Origin of the sequence: Mycolicibacterium duvalii (genome assembly GCF_010726645.1) — a bacterium.
GTDB lineage: Bacteria > Actinomycetota > Actinomycetes > Mycobacteriales > Mycobacteriaceae > Mycobacterium > Mycobacterium duvalii.
Genome location: NZ_AP022563.1, coordinates 3,384,987 through 3,401,012 on the forward strand (window position 1 = coordinate 3,384,987; position 16,026 = coordinate 3,401,012).

Below are 16,026 nucleotides of genomic sequence, written 5' to 3' on the forward strand. Positions count from 1 at the left end.
GTCAGCCAACCTTTTCCAGGCGAAACGGCATCCGGATCACTAGGGGTTGGCCAACCCCACACGCACCCGCGGGTCCAGCCGTCACATCCTCACCACTGAGCACGGGCGAGCCGACGACCCGGCGGCCGGCGGGGCCGGCCGGCGTGAAGCGAAACAGCTGTCGCCCTGGATACGCACCGCCGCCGGGGCATGGCATCCAGTCCGGAATCTCTCTACGCACGCTCCACATGTTGGACTGCAGGGTGATCTCCGCCGACCAGCCGTGGTCGCTGTGCACATGGCCGAAGCAGGTACCCGGATCTGAGCATGACGAGACGATTGTCCAAGTGCTGCGCACCGTCCGTTGGTCGATGTACACCTCGTTCGTCTTCGCCCATTCACCGATGGACACGGCGGCATACGTGCCGTTCAACGCCAGTTCGGGGTCGACACCGTGGGCGACCGGAGCGTTCATTTGCCCGAACAGACACAGACTGATGACAGCCGTCGCCAAGAGGCCTTCCCGCCGGGACCCCAGCACCATGCTTTAAACGATAGAACAAACTCTGATTATCTGTCGCATGATCCGGTAAGCTGCCTCCATGCGGATGTCGGCCACGTCTGTCGCACTCGTCGCGGCAACACTGTGTGCTGGAGCATCCGTCGGGTCTGCCGGAGAAGCCCGCGCACAGGAATGCAACGACGCCTTCTGCACGCCAGGGATCAGAGGGGGTGTCACCTTGGGTGCGCACTGTGACAACACCGAGTACTACGTCTTCGGAACGACCTCATGGGGCCGACTGGTGTTCTGCGGCTCCCCGCGGCGATATGAGCCCCGCTACTTCCGCTCCCTGCCCATGCGCGGGGTCAAACTGGAGAATTCTCTGTGCCAGGGGTACGAGAATTCTGTTGCACAGGGCTTCGATGGCCGCTACCTGTTCTGTCAGGCACTCGACGGAAAACCGTTGTGGCGGGCCAAGGTCGACTAGGTTCAGCCATCGCCATCAGCAGTCGCCCGGCGACTCGCAGGCCTGCGACACCTGTCACCCGAAGTCCATGATCAGGTGATGGAGCCGAAGCTCGGCGATCCGCCAACGACCGTCGAGGCGAACCCACCGGTCGTGGTAATGACCGAACGCCGTCAACGATGTTCCGTTCTGCCACACCACTCTTTCCTGAACCGCCCAGATCACCCGCGCTACCTCGTCGCTGAATTCGAACTCGGGTGCATGCACCTGGTGCACGGTGCGTGCGTCAGCGACCGAGGCCTGGACCGCCGCCAGGACGTTCTCGCGTCCCACGAGGGGCACCGAGGAGGGATTGCCCGCGTCCAAGTCGACAGCGATCTCTTCCGTCATCAACTCGGCGAGGGCGGGCCAGTCTTTGGTGTCCAGTAGGCGGCAATAGCGTGCCTTGGCTTGTGAAAGTTCAGCCTGAGCCACAAGATCGGCCAGCTCCTGTGAAGTGCTCACCCGAACTGCAACTCCAGACGATCCAGGCGCCGGACCAGGATGCTGGGCAGCCAGCGTCCTACCGCCACCGGTTCGACCCACCGGGTGCGGTCGAGGACCTTGCGCAGCACTGTCATCGCTTCCAGGCGTGCCAGAGATGCGCCGACGCAGAAGTGTGCTCCCTTGCCGAACGTCATGTGCCCCTTGCCCTTCGGACGGTCGAGGCGGAACTCGTTCGGATGTTCGAACTGTGCCGGATCGCGATTGACCGCGCCCCAGAGCAGCAACAGGCGCGATCCACCAGACAAGGGGACACCACCGAGCGATGTATCGGACACGACGTGGCGATAGTGTCCGCGAAAAGGGGGTTCGAAACGCAACGCTTCCTCGATGAAGGCAGCGAGAAGCTCAGGCTTGCGGCGCAGCTGGCGCTGGATGTCGGGCTGGTCGGCAAGCAACCACATGGCGCTGCCCAAGAGCGAGGCGGTCGATTCTCCGCCGGCGCTGAACAGGGTGAGCATGACGATGCGAGCGGTGTTGTCGTCGAGTTGGCCGGCTGCGCAGAGCGTGGCGAGGTCACCGAGCAGATTGTCACCCGGCTCGGTCGCCGCACGCTCGAAGTGTTCGCTGATGTACCCGCTGAGCTCGATCGCGGCGGTACCAGCAGCCGTCAACTGCTCCGCAGACACCAAGCCGTCGAGCAATTGGGTCGTCGCGTACCCCGACGCGATGAGCATGTCGACGTCGTGGTCGGGCACGCCGATCAGCCGCGCGACCACCATCATCGGAAGGCGATTCGCCACCGCACCCATCCACTCGATGCGACCCTGGGCGATGCCGCGATCCAGCAGGTCGTCGGCTGTCATCGCCACGAAGCTTTCGGCAGCTCTGATCCGCTTGGCCGCCAGATGCGGCACCAGCATCTTGCGGTGCACGGCATGGACTGGGTCGTCTGCAGTCGCCAGCACATGCGACGACCCGCCGAGGCCTTCCATCTCGAACGATCCCACCCCGTGCTCAGGCGAGTAGGTCATCGTCGCCGTCAGGTTCGACGAGAACACTTCTGGGTGAGTGATGACCTCGTTCACCTCGTCCCATCCGCACACCACGTAGAAGGAAGAGTCGCCGACTTGGTGGACCGGCCCTTGGGCTCTCCATCGGTCGTACAGCGGATACGGGTCCTGGATGCAGGCGTCGTCGAAGAATTCGGCAGTGCAACTCGTCTGGTCGATGGTCATCTCGCAGGGAGCCTCCATCTCGTCAGCACATGTTACAGATTAACAGTATGTGTTCCATTATCCAATGATGTCATCAGCTCTGCGCGACGCGGCGCCGACGGCATACGCGAACAATGCCAAGCCAGCTGTTGACCTTTGTCTGCTCAGACACAAGCATGTCTGGCATGCGCTATGTCGTTACCGGCGGTACCGGGTTCATTGGCCGCCGGGTGGTATCCCGGCTGCTGACCCGCCCGGACACCGACACCGTCCACGTCCTGGTCCGCCGCCGTTCCCTGGGCCGCTTCGAGCAGCTGGCCCGCGAGTGGGACGAGCGGGTCGAACCCCTGGTCGGCGACCTGACGTCGGACGGGCTCGGCCTCACCGAGGACACGATCGCACTGCTGGGGCCGGTAGACCACGTCGTGCACTGTGCCGCGCTCTACGACCTGACCGCGCCGGCAGTGCAGCACCGGCAGGCCAATGTCGACGGCACCCGCGCCGTGATCGCGCTGGCCCGCCGGCTCGACGCGACGCTGCACCACGTGTCCTCGATCGCGGTCGCCGGGACGCATCGTGGCGTGTTCACCGAAGACGACTTCGACATCGGCCAGGCTCTGCCGACCCCGTACCACCGGACCAAGTTCGAGGCCGAACACCTGGTCCGCTCCGCGGCCGGGCTGACGTTCCGGATCTACCGCCCGGCGGTCGTCGTCGGTGACTCCCGCACCGGCGAGATGGACAAGATCGACGGGCCCTATTACTTCTTCGGCTTGCTCGCCAAGCTGGCGCTGCTGCCGGGCTTCGCCCCGGTGCTGCTGCCCGACGTCGGGCGCACCAACATCGTGCCCGTCGACTACGTCGTCGACGCGCTGGTCGCCTTGATGCACGTCCCCGACGGTGACGGCCGGACCTACCACCTGACCGCGCCCGAGCCGATCGGCCTGCACGGCATCTACCGGGGGATCGCCCCGGCCGCCGGACTGCCGCCGCTGGTGGGGTCGCTGCCCCGCGCCGCTGCCACGCCACTGCTGCGGGCCAGCGGCCGCACCCGGGTGGTGCGCAACATGGCGGCCACCCAGCTCGGGGTGCCGGGCGAGGTTCTCGACGTCGCCGAGCTGGCCCCCACCTTCACCGCTGATCGCACCGAAAAAGCATTGCGCGGCAGCGGAATCGAGGTTCCGGAGTTCGCGTCGTACGCGCCGCGGCTGTGGCGGTACTGGGCCGAGCACCTCGATCCCGACCGGGCGCGGCGGCACGATCCCGCGGGGCCGCTGGTGGGCAAGCACGTGATCATCACCGGGGCCTCCAGCGGGATCGGCCGGGCCTCGGCCATCGCGGTCGCCGCCCGCGGCGCCACGGTGTTCGCGCTGGCCCGCGACGGGCAGGCGCTCGATGAACTGATCGCCCAGATCAGGGCGGCCGGCGGCGACGCGCACGCATTCACCTGTGACGTCACCGATTCCGCCGCCGTCGAGCACACCGTCAAGGACATCCTCGGCCGGTTCGACCACGTCGACTATCTGGTCAACAACGCCGGACGGTCGATCCGCCGCTCGGTGTATTCGTCGACCGACCGGCTGCACGATTACGAGCGCGTGATGGCCGTCAACTACTTCGGCGCCGTGCGCATGGTGCTGGCCCTGCTGCCGCACTGGCGCGAACGCCGGTTCGGCCATGTGGTCAACGTGTCCTCAGCGGGGGCGCAGGCGCACAACCCGAAGTACAGCGCCTATATCCCGACCAAAGCCGCGCTGGACGCGTTCGCCGACGTCGTCGGTGCCGAAACCCTCTCGGATCACATCACGTTCACCACCATTCACATGCCGCTGGTCAAGACGCCGATGATCGAACCGTCCGGCCGGCTCAATCCCGCCCCGGCGATCTCGGCCGAACACGCCGCTGCGATGGTGGTGCGGGCGCTGGTGGACAAGCCCACCCGCATCGACACCCCGATCGGCACGTTCGCCGAGATCGGCACCTACCTGGCTCCGAAGCTCGCCCGACGCGTCCTGCACCAGCTCTCGCTGGGCTTCCCGGATTCGCCGGCCGCCCGCGGGGTCGCCGACGCGCGTCCGCCCCGGCCGGTTTCGCGCCGGCGCCGGCGCGTCGTCGCCTCGGTCCCGGCGGTGCGCGTCCCCCGCCCCGTCAAGCAGGCGGTGCGGCTGGTGCCCGGCGTGCACTGGTGAGCGCGGCGCGCCTCCCGGTGTTCGTCGACGTCGACACCGGAGTCGACGACGCGATGGCCCTGGCCTACCTGTTCGGCAGCCCGGACGCCGAGGTGATCGGCATCGCGTCGACCGCGGGAAATGTTGATGTGCATCAGGTTTGCGAGAACAACCTGGGACTGTTGCAGCTGTGCGGGAGGTCCGGGGTGCCCGTGTCCAAAGGCGCCGAGGCGCCGCTGAGCGCCCCGCTGCGTACGGCCGAGGACACGCACGGACCGCAGGGTCTCGGGTATGCCCGCCTCCCGGCCCCGACGGCCGAGCTGACCGCCTACGACGCGGCGCAGGCCTGGGTGCGGGCGGCCCGCGCGCACCCCGGCGAGCTGATCGCCGTGGCCACCGGACCGCTGACCAATCTGGCACTCGCGGTACGGGCCGAACCCGCGTTGCCCCGGTTGGTGCGGCGACTGGTGATCATGGGTGGCGCGTTCGACTACCGCGGCAATACCACTCCGGTGGCAGAATGGAACGTCAGCGTCGATCCGGAGGCAGCTGCCGAGGTGTTCGCGGCGTTCTCCGATGCCGACGAGCTGCCGATCGTGTTGGGGCTCAACCTGACCGAGAACATCATGCTGACCCCGGAGCTGCTCGGCGCGCTGGCCGACACGGCCGGATCGCCGTCGCGGCCACTGTCCGAGCACGACGACCGCGGCGCGGCGTCTGCGGCGGCCAACCCGCTGATCCGGGTGCTCGAGGACGCGATGCGGTTCTACTTCGAGTTTCACCACGATTGCGGCGAGGGATATCTGGCCCATCTGCACGACCCGCTGGCCGTCGCGGTGGCACTGGACCCCGAGTTGGTGCGCTGCCGGCCCGCGCCGGTCGATGTCGAGTTGACCGGCACGCTGACCCGTGGAATGACGATCGCCGACTGGAGTGGGCGCTGGGGGCGAAAACCCAACGCGCTGATCGGAGTCGACGTCGATCCGACCGCGTTCTTCGACCGGTTCATCGCACGGGTGGGGGCGTTCGCCCGGCAGCTGCCCTACTCGTAGACACCTTCGAGGTACCACCGGCGCTGCCGGTAGCACAGCAGCAGCGCCTGCGGCGGATCCGCACCGACGAGGACCTGCGCGCGGGCGACCCTGCTGCTTTTGGTCTGGGCGGGATCCCACCACCGCTCGTCGACCGCCCAGGGACCCGCCCACCAGGACACCCGGCCCGATCGGCCCGGCGCGGCCACCCGGTGCGGGTCCGCGGAGAACAATCCCCGCCCGCTGACCCGTACCGGCTCGCCGGCGGCGTCGAACACCTCGACCGGGTCGTCGAGCAGCACCGTCGGCGACGGCTCCGGCAGTTGGCCGGGCCACGGCTGGCGCGGATCTGCCTGCGGCACAAGTTCGTCGCCGAGCGCGGTGAACGCGATCCGCTCGGCGGGACTTCGGCCTCCGCTGAGCACCGGGACCCGGACGGCTTCCGGGCCGAGCAGACCCTGGACCCGCACCAGCGCGCGCCGGGCCCGCAACCGGTCCTCCTCACCGATACCGCCCCACAGCGGCAGCTGCAAAGCCTCGGCGGACACCACCTCCACCGGGCGCAATCGCAGCACGGTGATCGGCGCGCCAGGCCGGTCCTGCTCGGTGCGGCAGTTGAGCCAGCCGTCGAGTTGCCAGCGCACCCGGTCGGCGGTGGCGTCCTCGGTCAGTGGCTCGGCGCACCGCCACACCCGTTCCAGTTCCCGGCCGTTGGCAGTGACGGCGTGGATGGCCAGGCGGGTGCAGCCCACCCCTGCCGCGGCCAGGCTGCGGTGCAGAGCGCCGGCCAGCGACCGCCCCGCGAAGGCCGCCGCGTCCACCCGGTCGATGGGTGGATCGCACTGCATCACCGCGTCGAGCTCCTGCTCTGGTTCCCGCCCGGACGGACCGCGGGCGGGTTCGCCACAGGTCACCCGGTGCGCGAGCACCGCATCGGCGTCGAAGCGGGACGCGACATCACTGCGCGACAGTGCGGCGAACTGACCCATGGTCCGGATTCCCATGCGCCACAACAGATCCACCAGGTCATCGCGCGGTGCCGAGGACAGGCTCGGCTCGGATGCCAGCGTCCGGATCGACAGCGCCGACAGAAACGACGCATCCTGCCCGGCGGGAATGATCCGCCCGGCCCGCGCGGCGAACACCGCCGTGGGCAGTTGATCGGCGATACCCACCTGGCACTCGACGCCCGCCGCGGCCACCGCGTCGACCAGACGTTCGGCCGCGGCCTGCTCGGAGCCGAAGTAGCGGGCCGCGCCCCGCACCGCCAGCACCAGCAGCCCGGGACGCAGCACTTCGGCACGCGGAACCAGATCGTCGACCGCGGCGGTCACCCGCTCGAAGTGTCGGGCATCGCGGGTGCGATCGGCGGTGACGACATGCAGTTCCGGGCAACGGGCCTGCGACTCCCGGCGGCGCAGCCCCCGACGGACTCCCGCCGCCCGCGCCGCCGCCGAGCAGGCGATGACACGGTTGGCCAAGGTGACGGCCACCGGAACCGTGGGGGCGAGTTCCGCGGCGGCCGCCGCAGCGACCGCGGGCCAGTCCATGCACCACAGTGCCAGGACCCTGCTCTGTCCCATCGGTGTGCTCAGGTGCCCACGGCGCGGGCCGGGCCCGCGAACCGTCCCCGAGCCCGGGTGGCCAGCCGCACCCGGCTGATCCGCCCGCACCCCGGTACCGGGTGCGGGTCCCGGCCGCCGGTGATCTCATAGCCGCTGACCCGGGCCTCCAGCCGGGTGGACGCGCCCTGCCAGTCCCCGTCGGTGACCAGCAGCGTGCACCCGCGCTGCCGGGCCCGCGCCGTCACCGCCCTGGCCCGCGTGGCCGGCACAGAGCGGCCGCCCAGCCCCAGCACCACCAGGTCCATACCGTCCATCAGGACCGCGGCCACCTCCACCGGATCGGCGCCCGGTTCGGGGATCACCGCGATCCTGCTCAGATCGGCCCCCATCTCGACCGCAGCCAACAACCCCACATCGGGTTGGCCGATGATCGCGACATGGCCGCCGGAGGCCGTCACCGCCGCCACCATGCCCAGCTGGAGGGAACGAGCACCCGCCACCACCGCCACCGTCCCCCGTGGCAACGGATCGGACAGCAGTTCAGCCAGCGAATCGGGGACCGGCAGCAAAGATTCCGGAGTGCCGGAGAGCTCGGGAACCGGGGCGACGGCCCGGCGACCTGAACCCACCTTCCCGGAGATCGAGGCCATCTGCTTTCGCAGCTGTTCTACCTGTTCAGCACGTGTGACAGGACGTCGATCCAGGCTTTTTGGCATCGTCACAAAAGCACCTTTCACACCATCCGACACATCCGTTGTTCGAAACTTTGTTCGATGCAGCCAGTAAACACCCACCCTCTGACAGCGTCAACCAGATCAAAGGCGACACTGCCAAATAGTGACATTGACAAATGTCATCATTAGGAGTTGCATCCGTCACATGCTCACCGACGAGAGTGCGACGGACTCATCCGAGCGAGGCTCCTGGCGATCACGCCACGCCGCCACCCTCAGCAGCCTGACCCTGCGCCAGATCAGCGCGGTGCTCCCTCCGGGGCAACCGTGGGGTCTGTGGGCCTCCCGCCAGATCGTCGCCCGCCTCATGGACGCGTTCGGCCCGTCGATGGCCGGGACCCGGGTCGAGCGAGTCGACGTCACAACCGCCGACGGACAACGCCTTTGTGGCGAATGGGTCCGGGGCCGTGGGGTTTCCGGTGAAACCCCCGGCGCGATCTACTTCGTCCACGGCAGCGGTTATGTGTTGTGCTCGACCCGAACCCACCGACGCCTGGCTTCATGGCTGTCCCGCCTGACGGGTCTGCCCGTCTTCAGCGTCGACTACCGCCTGGCGCCCCGACACCGGTTCCCCACCGCCGCAGAGGATGTCCGCCGCGGTTGGGACTGGCTCACCGGGCACTGCGGCATCGCACCCGAGCGCATCGCGGTGGCCGGAGACTCCGCGGGCGGGCACCTGAGCGTTGATCTGCTGCTCCAGCCCGACGTCGCCCACCCCGCCGCACTGGTGCTGCTCTCTCCGCTGATGGACCTGACGTTCACACTGGCGCGGTCCCGCGAGCAGACCCGCCCGGACCCCACGATGCGCTCGCACCACGCGGTCCGTCTGGTCAGCCTGTACTGCAACGGAATCGAGACGCGTCATCCCCGGTTGGCCCTCGACGTCGCCGGCGGACGCCTTCTGCCTCCGACGCTGATCCAGGCGGGCGGGGCCGAGATGCTCGCGGCCGACGCCATTGCGCTCGCCGACGACCTGCGCGCCGCCGGCGGCCGATGTGAGCTGCAGATCTGGCCCGACCAGGTGCACGTCTTCCAGGCGCTGCCCCGGATATCGCCCGAAGCCGTGCCCGCGATGAGAACCGTGGCAGCATTCATCGCCGAGACGCTGGGCGACGCCGAGATCGAACGGGCGAGCTGACATGTGGCCCTTCGGCGCCAAGCGCAGCCACAACGCCGACGCGGTGATCACCGGCGCCGGAAGCGGTATCGGCGCCGCCTTCGCCGCCGAGGTGGCGCGCCGCGGCGGACGGGTCGTCTGCAGCGACATCGATCCGACGGCCGCCTCGGCCACCGCCGAGGCCCTCGCGGGCCACGGCGCGCAGGCACTGGCGCTGCGCTGCGACGTCACCGACATCGACGCGGTGCATCGGCTCGCCGATGAGGCGCAGGCGTGGTTCGGCGGCCCACCGACGCTGGTGATCAACAACGCGGGCGTCGGCGCGGGCGGTGCCGTCATCGGGGAGACCGATCTCGCCGTCTGGCGCCGCGTGCTCGACATCAACCTGTGGGGACCGATCCACGGATGCCACGTGTTCGCACCGATCCTGCGCACGGCCGGCCGCCCCGCCGGCATCATCAACGTCGCGTCGGCAGCGGCATTCGGCGCCGCGCCGGGAATGGCCGCCTACAACGTCAGCAAGGCCGGGACCCTGTCGTTGTCGGAGACCCTGGCCGCCGAACTCGCCGGCACCGGGGTGCACGTCACCGCGCTGTGCCCGACGTTCGTCAAGACCAACATCGTCACCTCCGGCGCCGACGACGGCGTCATCTCCGCGCAGTCCCGCGACGTCGCCGAAACGCTGATGCGCTGGATCGGCTTCTCCGCCGACCGGGTGGCCCGTACCTGCCTCGACACGCTCGATCGCGGTGGCCTGTACTGCATGCCGCAGCCGGAAGCCCGGATCGGCTGGGGCATCAAGCGTTTCACCCCGACGGTGTACACCCGCGCCGCCGGCCTGACCACCCGCGTCACCACCTAGGAGGATCAATGGCGATCGACATGGACACGATGCTGGCGAAGATCAAGGACCGCCAGTGGGCGCTGGCCGACATCGACTGGGACGCCCCGGGTGCGGAGCGCATCACCGACGAACAACGACCGCAACTCAAGGCCTTCATGGCCGACCTGTGCTGGATCGAGAACATCGGCGCTCGCGGGTTCGCCGCCCTGGCCAAGAAGGCGCCCACCCCGACGATCGCGGAGATCTACCGCTACTTCCACGCCGAGGAGCAGCGGCACGCCAATGCCGAACTGGCGCTGATGAAACGGTGGGGAATGCTGGATGACGGCGAGATGCCCGAGCCGAACGTGAACATCCGGATGGCGATGGACTGGCTGGACACCTATGCCGACGACATGTCGCTGTCCATCCTGGGCACCGTGATCCCGATGCTGGAGGTGGCCCTCGACGGTGCGCTGCTGAAATTCCTCCTCGAGGAGGTCCACGACCCCGTCTGCCATCAGGTCTTCGAGAAGATCAACAACGACGAATCTCGGCATCTGGTCGTCGATTTCGAGGTGCTGGACATGATCGGCCACCGCACCGCGCGGACCCTGGCGATCGAGTTCGTCGGCACCGTCGCCTCCCCCAGCCTGATCATCGGCGCCATGATGTACATCCCGCTGCTCAACCGCGCGATCGACGAGATCATCGCGATGGGACTGGAACCCGACCGCCTCTACCAGGCCATGCTGCGCTTCAAACACCTCGGCGAGCGCGGCGAGAACACCTGGCGCGTCCCCGCATACCAGGTTCTCAAGCGGCACGCCGGTGTCGTGGTCAACCCCAACCACCCTTACCACCTGCTGGCCAACTCGATGGTCTGGCTGTCCGAACGCTACCCGAGGAAGCTGCTGAAACCGATACCGAGCTGGTTCAAGGAACTCACCCACGAACCGGCGGCCTGAAACATGCCCGCAGCCAACCGTATTCACGACACCCTGATCGTCGGCGCCGGATTCACCGGCCTGGGCAGCGCAATCAAACTCAAGAAAGCCGGAATCGACGACATCGTGATCGTCGAACGCGGCACCGCGGTCGGCGGGACCTGGCGCGACAACACCTATCCCGGGGTGGCGTGCGACATCCCGTCGCTGCTGTACTCGTACTCGTTCGTCAAGAACCCGTCGTGGTCGCGGGCCTATCCGTCGGGCGCGGAGATCCGCGAGCACATCGAGGACATGACCGATGCCCACGGGCTGCGTCCGCTGATCCGCTTCAACACCGAGATCACCGGGTTGACATTCGACGAGGGCCGCGGAGTCTGGACCGCATCGACCCGGCGGCGCCGGAAGTTCCAGGCCCGCACGGTGGTGCTGGCCTCCGGCCCGCTCGCCGATCACGCGTGGCCCGACATCCGGGGCATCGACACCTACCGGGGCCGCAAGATCCACAGCGCGGACTGGGACCACGACTACGACGTGACCGGCAAGCGCGTCGCGGTGATCGGCACCGGGGCCAGCGCTGTGCAGATCGTCCCGGAACTGGTGCGCAAGGCCGCCTTCGTCAAGGTGTTCCAACGCACCCCGGGCTGGGTGCTGCCGCGGCTGGACGTCCCGATGCCGGGCCCGGTTCAGACACTGTTCGCCGCGGTGCCGGCCGCTCAGGAGTTGGCGCGGCAGGCGCTGTACTGGGGTCACGAGGCCAGCGCGACCGCGCTGGTCTGGGACACCCCGCTGACCGGCCTGGTGGCCCGGCTCGGCAAAGCGCATCTGCGCGCCCAGGTCAAGGATCCGTGGCTGCGCCGCCAACTCACGCCCGACTTCACCCCGGGCTGCAAGCGCATGCTGATCTCCAGCGACTACTACCCGGCACTGCAACGGGACAACTGCAAACTGATCACCTGGCCGATCGCCACCCTCAGCCCCGCAGGTATCCGTACCAGCGACGGCATCGAGCACCATCTCGACGCGATCGTGTTCGCCACCGGGTACGACGTGCACCTGACCGGCCCGCCGTTTCCGGTCACCGGATTGGACGGGCGATCACTGCAGCAGGAGTGGGCCGACCACGCCGAGGCCTACAAGAGCGCCAGCGCCCACGGCTACCCGAACCTGTTCTTCATGACGGGGCCGAACTCCGGTCCCGGCCACAACTCGCTGCTGGTGTATGTCGAGGGCCAGATCGACTACGCGGTCCGCGCGATCACCACCATCCTGGAGCAGAACCTGCGCTATCTCGACGTGCGGGCGCAGGCCCAGGCCCGCTACAACGCGCGGCTGCAGCAGCGCCTGACCAAGACGACCTGGATGTCGGGATGCAGCAGCTGGTATCTGACCGCCGACGGTTTCAACGCCTCGATGTACCCCGGTTTCGCGACGCAGTATCTTCGACAGATGCGACGGTTCCGATCCGCGGACTTCGATGCGGTGGCCCACGAGACACGTCCGCGGGCCGTGACCTCGACGGGCTGACGTGTCCGGGCCGATCCAGACGATTCTGCGTCGCGTGCGCCGCGGCTCACGCGACGTCATCGAGAACGCAGTGTCGCAGTTGTTCGACGCCGCGGTGCAGCCGCACGGCGTGGCCGACTCCGGCGAATACCGCATCGACGAGCTCGCCCGGCTGGCCGGCACCACCACCCGCAACATCCGCGTCTACCGCGACCGCGGCCTGCTGCACCCGCCGCTGCGGGTCGGCCGGATCGCATTGTTCAACGACACCCATCTGACCCGGCTGCGCCTGATCACCTCACTGCTGGACCGCGGCTACAACATCGCCCACGTGAAAGAGATGCTGTCGGCCTGGGAGCAGGGCAAGGATCTCGGCGACCTGCTCGGGCTCGAGTCGGCGATCGCGGGCAGCTGGGCCACCGAGAAACCTCAACGGATGGCGCTGAGTGCGGCCCGGCGGTTGATCGACGACCCGGCCGGTTTCGACCGGCTGGTGTCGCTGGACATCATCCGGCTCGACGACGGTGAACAGGCCACCATCATGCGGCCGACCCTGGTGGATGCGTTCATCGAGATCCGGCAGTACGGAGTGGCTTTGGACAAGCTGATCGACCTGCACGAGCAGGTGGCGCCGCTGCTCGACCAAATCAGCGCCATCCTGGTACAGGCCGGTGTGGAAGAGGTGGTCGACAAGATCAACCCCGGCGCGGCGATGCCCGGTGACGTCGAAGTGGCCCAGCTGATCACCACTCTGGTGCGCTTCCGCACCCAGGCCGTCACCGCGGTCGGGGCCACGCTGGCGTCCTCGATCGAAGCGCAGGTCGAATCCGTGGTCACGCAGATGCTCGGGGACCTGATCGAGAAGCAGGCCGCCGCGGGCGAGTGACGCCGCTCACTCCCACTCGATGGTGCCCGGCGGCTTGCTGGTGATGTCGAGCACCACCCGGTTGACCTCCCGAACCTCGTTGGTGATCCGCGTCGAAATACGCTCCAGCACTTCGTAAGGTACCCGCGTCCAGTCCGCGGTCATCGCATCCTCGCTGGACACCGGGCGCAGCACGATCGGGTGCCCGTAGGTCCGCCCGTCGCCCTGCACGCCCACCGAGCGGACGTCGGCCAACAGCACCACCGGGCACTGCCAGATCAGGTGGTCCAGCCCCGCCGAGGTGAGTTCCTCGCGGGCGATGGCGTCTGCGCGGCGCAGCGTGTCCAGGCGATCGGCGGTGACCTCGCCGACGATGCGGATGCCCAGCCCCGGGCCCGGGAACGGTTGGCGCGCAACGATGTCCTCGGGCAGGCCGAGTTCGCGTCCGACGGCCCGTACCTCGTCTTTGAACAGCAGCCGCAACGGCTCGACGAGGCGGAACTTCAGGTCGCCGGGCAGGCCGCCCACATTGTGGTGGCTCTTGATGTTCGCGGTGCCCGACCCGCCGCCGGACTCGACGACGTCGGGGTACAGCGTGCCCTGGACCAGGAACTCGACCTCCCCGTCGACCCCGCCCAGTGCATCGCGCACCGCCCCTTCGAAGGCCCGGATGAACTCGCGGCCGATGATCTTGCGCTTGCCTTCGGGATTCGTGACCCCCGAGAGCGCTTCGAGGAAACGGTCGGCGACGTCGACGGTCACCAGGTTCGCCCCGGTGGCGGCGACGAAGTCGCGCTGCACCTGCGCGCGCTCCCCCGCCCGCAGCAGCCCGTGATCGACGAACACACACGTCAACCGGTCTCCGATGGCGCGCTGCACCAGCGCCGCTGCCACCGCGGAGTCCACGCCACCGGACAGCCCGCAGATCGCCCGGCCGTCGCCGATCTGGGTGCGCACCTGCTCGATCAACGCGTCGGCGATGTTGGCCGGAGTCCACGTCGCGTCGATGCCGGCGAACTCGTGCAAGAACCGGCTCAGCACCTGCTGACCGTGCGGGCTGTGCATCACCTCGGGGTGGTACTGCACGCCGGCCAGCCGCCGCTCACGGTTCTCGAACGCCGCGACCGGGGCTCCCGAGCTGGTGGCCACCACCTCGAAACCGTCCGGCGCGACGGTCACCGCGTCACCGTGGCTCATCCACACCGGCTGCGTCTCGGGCAGATCCGAATGCAGCGCTCCGCCAGAGACTCTCAGCTCGGTCCGGCCGTATTCGCTGGTGCCGGTGCGGGCCACCGTGCCGCCGAGCGCCTGCGCCATCGCCTGAAAGCCGTAGCAGATCCCGAACACCGGCACGTCGAGATCGAACAGCGCGGGGTCCAATTGCGGGGCGTCCTCCGCGTACACGCTGGCCGGCCCCCCGGACAGCACGAGCGCCCGCGGGTTGCGCGCCCGGATCTCGTCCACCCCGGCGGTGTGCGGCACGACCTCGGAGTACACCCGCGCTTCCCGCACACGACGCGCGATCAGCTGAGCGTATTGCGCGCCGAAGTCGACGACCAGAACAGGACGGGGGGTTGCAGCTTCCACCCGGTCAGTTTAGTGAGACGGCGATGTCTGTGGTCACCGGCGCGCCACCTCGCCGACTCCGGTCGGTCCCCGACCGACCGTCACCCCACGTAAGACGGCCGCCGAGGCCGCGGCGCTGCCGGTGACCACATTTCCCCCGACGCACACGCTAGTGTCCGAGGAACTACGTCGTCTGTCGCCCGAACGTACGAAGCTGCCCTCACAAGTCGTTGAGGCTCAGGATTCCGTCTTCGATCGCCCGCGCCAGCAGAGCCGATTTCGTGGGCGCCGGCCGTCCCACACTCGCGTATTTCGCCCGGGCACGCTGCAGATGGGTGCGCACCGTCGTCGGAGCGATGAACAGCCTCTTGGCCACGAGTTCCTTGCTCTCGGTCTGAAACCACGCGATCAGGACCTGCTTCTCCCGCTCGGAGAGCTTGATCCTGCCCAGCGTGGTGTCGTTGAGCAAGGCCTTGCCCATCCGCGGTCCCACATAGGGCGTCGCGGTGTGAGCCGCGCGCACGGCGTCGATGAGATGGCGTTTGCCTTCCGACTTCGCCAGATAGGTCACCGCCCCCAGCTCCAGACAGGTCAGGATCACCTCGTCGGCGGAGATGTGGGAGTAGACGATCACTCGTTGCTCGCCGTCGCTGAGCCGGCGCAACGCCTCGAAGTCCGGCCGGTTGCCCTCGATCTGGAGGTCCAACAGCACCACATCGGCGTCGGCGGCACCGTCGGAACGGGCAGCAAAGTACTCGGCCGGCTCGAGAAAACAGCCCACCACCTCGATCGGCGGGTCGGCCTGCGCGCACCAGGCCTGCACGCCAGCGTGCACGACGTCATGGTCGTCGATGATCGCGATTCGCACCGCACCCCCGCCGGACATGCCCACCCTCCCCCGACTTGGCAGCCACTGCCCAATGTCAGTCATACGCCTGCCGGGTATTCAACCGCAGGGAACGCGTCACCGCGAGAGCGCCTCCCCACCGACGCGACGTTGCCATCCCGGCAGCCAGCCAACTTTGTATTGCTACGTTCAGCGCCGTCACCACCGCAG

15 protein-coding genes are annotated in these 16,026 nt (G+C 68.3%); 8 read left to right on the forward strand and 7 right to left on the reverse strand.

Translation table 11 applies throughout. The annotated features are described in order from the left end of the window. Nucleotide 1: 1 nt before the first annotated feature. Nucleotides 2-523, reverse strand: a complete 522-nt coding sequence (locus tag G6N31_RS15950; protein ID WP_098004138.1) for an Rv2253/PknI dimerization domain-containing protein — start codon at nt 521-523, stop codon at nt 2-4. 196 nt (nt 524-719) lie between these two features. Here G6N31_RS15950 and G6N31_RS15955 point away from each other — a divergent pair, with 196 nt between their 5' ends. Next, entirely contained in the window at nt 720-968 is a 249-nt protein-coding gene (locus G6N31_RS15955; RefSeq protein ID WP_420090835.1) for a hypothetical protein, read from the forward strand. A gap of 54 nt (nt 969-1,022) precedes the next feature. Here the strand turns inward: G6N31_RS15955 and G6N31_RS15960 are convergent, their stop codons facing one another. Continuing rightward, nucleotides 1,023-1,451 (reverse strand): nuclear transport factor 2 family protein, encoded by a 429-nt coding sequence (locus tag G6N31_RS15960; protein WP_234815362.1) that lies wholly within the window; start codon nt 1,449-1,451, stop codon nt 1,023-1,025. Next, nucleotides 1,448-2,668: a cytochrome P450 gene (locus tag G6N31_RS15965; RefSeq protein WP_098004213.1), complete on the reverse strand. Its 1,221-nt coding sequence runs from the start codon at nt 2,666-2,668 to the stop codon at nt 1,448-1,450. The genes G6N31_RS15960 and G6N31_RS15965 overlap by 4 nt, the downstream gene beginning before the upstream one ends. A gap of 164 nt (nt 2,669-2,832) precedes the next feature. On the opposite strand from G6N31_RS15965, the gene G6N31_RS15970 reads away from it, so the two are divergent. Together G6N31_RS15970 and G6N31_RS15975 are read left to right on the forward strand one after the other, a co-directional pair. Continuing rightward, on the forward strand, nt 2,833-4,836 hold the full coding sequence (locus tag G6N31_RS15970; RefSeq protein ID WP_098004139.1) for an SDR family oxidoreductase: 2,004 nt from the start codon (nt 2,833-2,835) through the stop codon (nt 4,834-4,836). Between the two features lie 53 nt (nt 4,837-4,889). Then, on the forward strand, nt 4,890-5,867 hold the full coding sequence (locus G6N31_RS15975) for a nucleoside hydrolase (RefSeq protein WP_234815368.1): 978 nt from the start codon (nt 4,890-4,892) through the stop codon (nt 5,865-5,867). Here G6N31_RS15975 and G6N31_RS15980 read toward each other — a convergent pair. Both G6N31_RS15980 and imuA' read right to left on the reverse strand, forming a co-directional pair. Then, nucleotides 5,858-7,429 (reverse strand): DNA polymerase Y family protein, encoded by a 1,572-nt coding sequence (locus tag G6N31_RS15980; protein ID WP_098004141.1) that lies wholly within the window; start codon nt 7,427-7,429, stop codon nt 5,858-5,860. The genes G6N31_RS15975 and G6N31_RS15980 overlap by 10 nt on opposite strands. Before the next feature lie 8 nt (nt 7,430-7,437). Beyond that, nucleotides 7,438-8,127, reverse strand: a complete 690-nt coding sequence (gene imuA' / locus G6N31_RS15985) for a DnaE2-dependent mutagenesis accessory factor ImuA' (protein WP_098004142.1) — start codon at nt 8,125-8,127, stop codon at nt 7,438-7,440. Nucleotides 8,128-8,290: 163 nt separating this feature from the next. On the opposite strand from imuA', the gene G6N31_RS15990 reads away from it, so the two are divergent. Genes G6N31_RS15990 through G6N31_RS16010 form a run of 5 tightly spaced genes read left to right on the forward strand, consistent with a single transcriptional unit; the run spans nt 8,291 to nt 13,424 of the window. Then, nucleotides 8,291-9,283 carry an alpha/beta hydrolase gene (locus G6N31_RS15990; protein ID WP_098004143.1) on the forward strand — a complete coding sequence of 331 codons (993 nt, stop codon included), beginning with the start codon at nt 8,291-8,293 and terminating at the stop codon, nt 9,281-9,283. A gap of 1 nt (nt 9,284) precedes the next feature. Next, nucleotides 9,285-10,124 carry an SDR family NAD(P)-dependent oxidoreductase gene (locus tag G6N31_RS15995; RefSeq protein WP_098004144.1) on the forward strand — a complete coding sequence of 280 codons (840 nt, stop codon included), beginning with the start codon at nt 9,285-9,287 and terminating at the stop codon, nt 10,122-10,124. 8 nt (nt 10,125-10,132) lie between these two features. Continuing rightward, nucleotides 10,133-11,053 (forward strand): reductase, encoded by a 921-nt coding sequence (locus tag G6N31_RS16000; RefSeq protein WP_098004145.1) that lies wholly within the window; start codon nt 10,133-10,135, stop codon nt 11,051-11,053. A gap of 3 nt (nt 11,054-11,056) precedes the next feature. Continuing rightward, on the forward strand, nt 11,057-12,559 hold the full coding sequence (locus tag G6N31_RS16005; protein WP_098004146.1) for a flavin-containing monooxygenase: 1,503 nt from the start codon (nt 11,057-11,059) through the stop codon (nt 12,557-12,559). A gap of 1 nt (nt 12,560) precedes the next feature. Continuing rightward, entirely contained in the window at nt 12,561-13,424 is an 864-nt protein-coding gene (locus G6N31_RS16010) for a MerR family transcriptional regulator (RefSeq protein WP_098004147.1), read from the forward strand. 6 nt (nt 13,425-13,430) lie between these two features. On the opposite strand, the gene guaA is transcribed toward G6N31_RS16010, so the two are convergent. Continuing rightward, a complete protein-coding gene (gene guaA, locus G6N31_RS16015; RefSeq protein ID WP_098004148.1) occupies nt 13,431-14,990 on the reverse strand; it encodes a glutamine-hydrolyzing GMP synthase in 1,560 nt (519 codons plus the stop codon). A gap of 199 nt (nt 14,991-15,189) precedes the next feature. Then, entirely contained in the window at nt 15,190-15,855 is a 666-nt protein-coding gene (locus tag G6N31_RS16020; RefSeq protein WP_098004214.1) for a response regulator transcription factor, read from the reverse strand. Between the last annotated feature and the right edge of the window lie 171 nt (nt 15,856-16,026).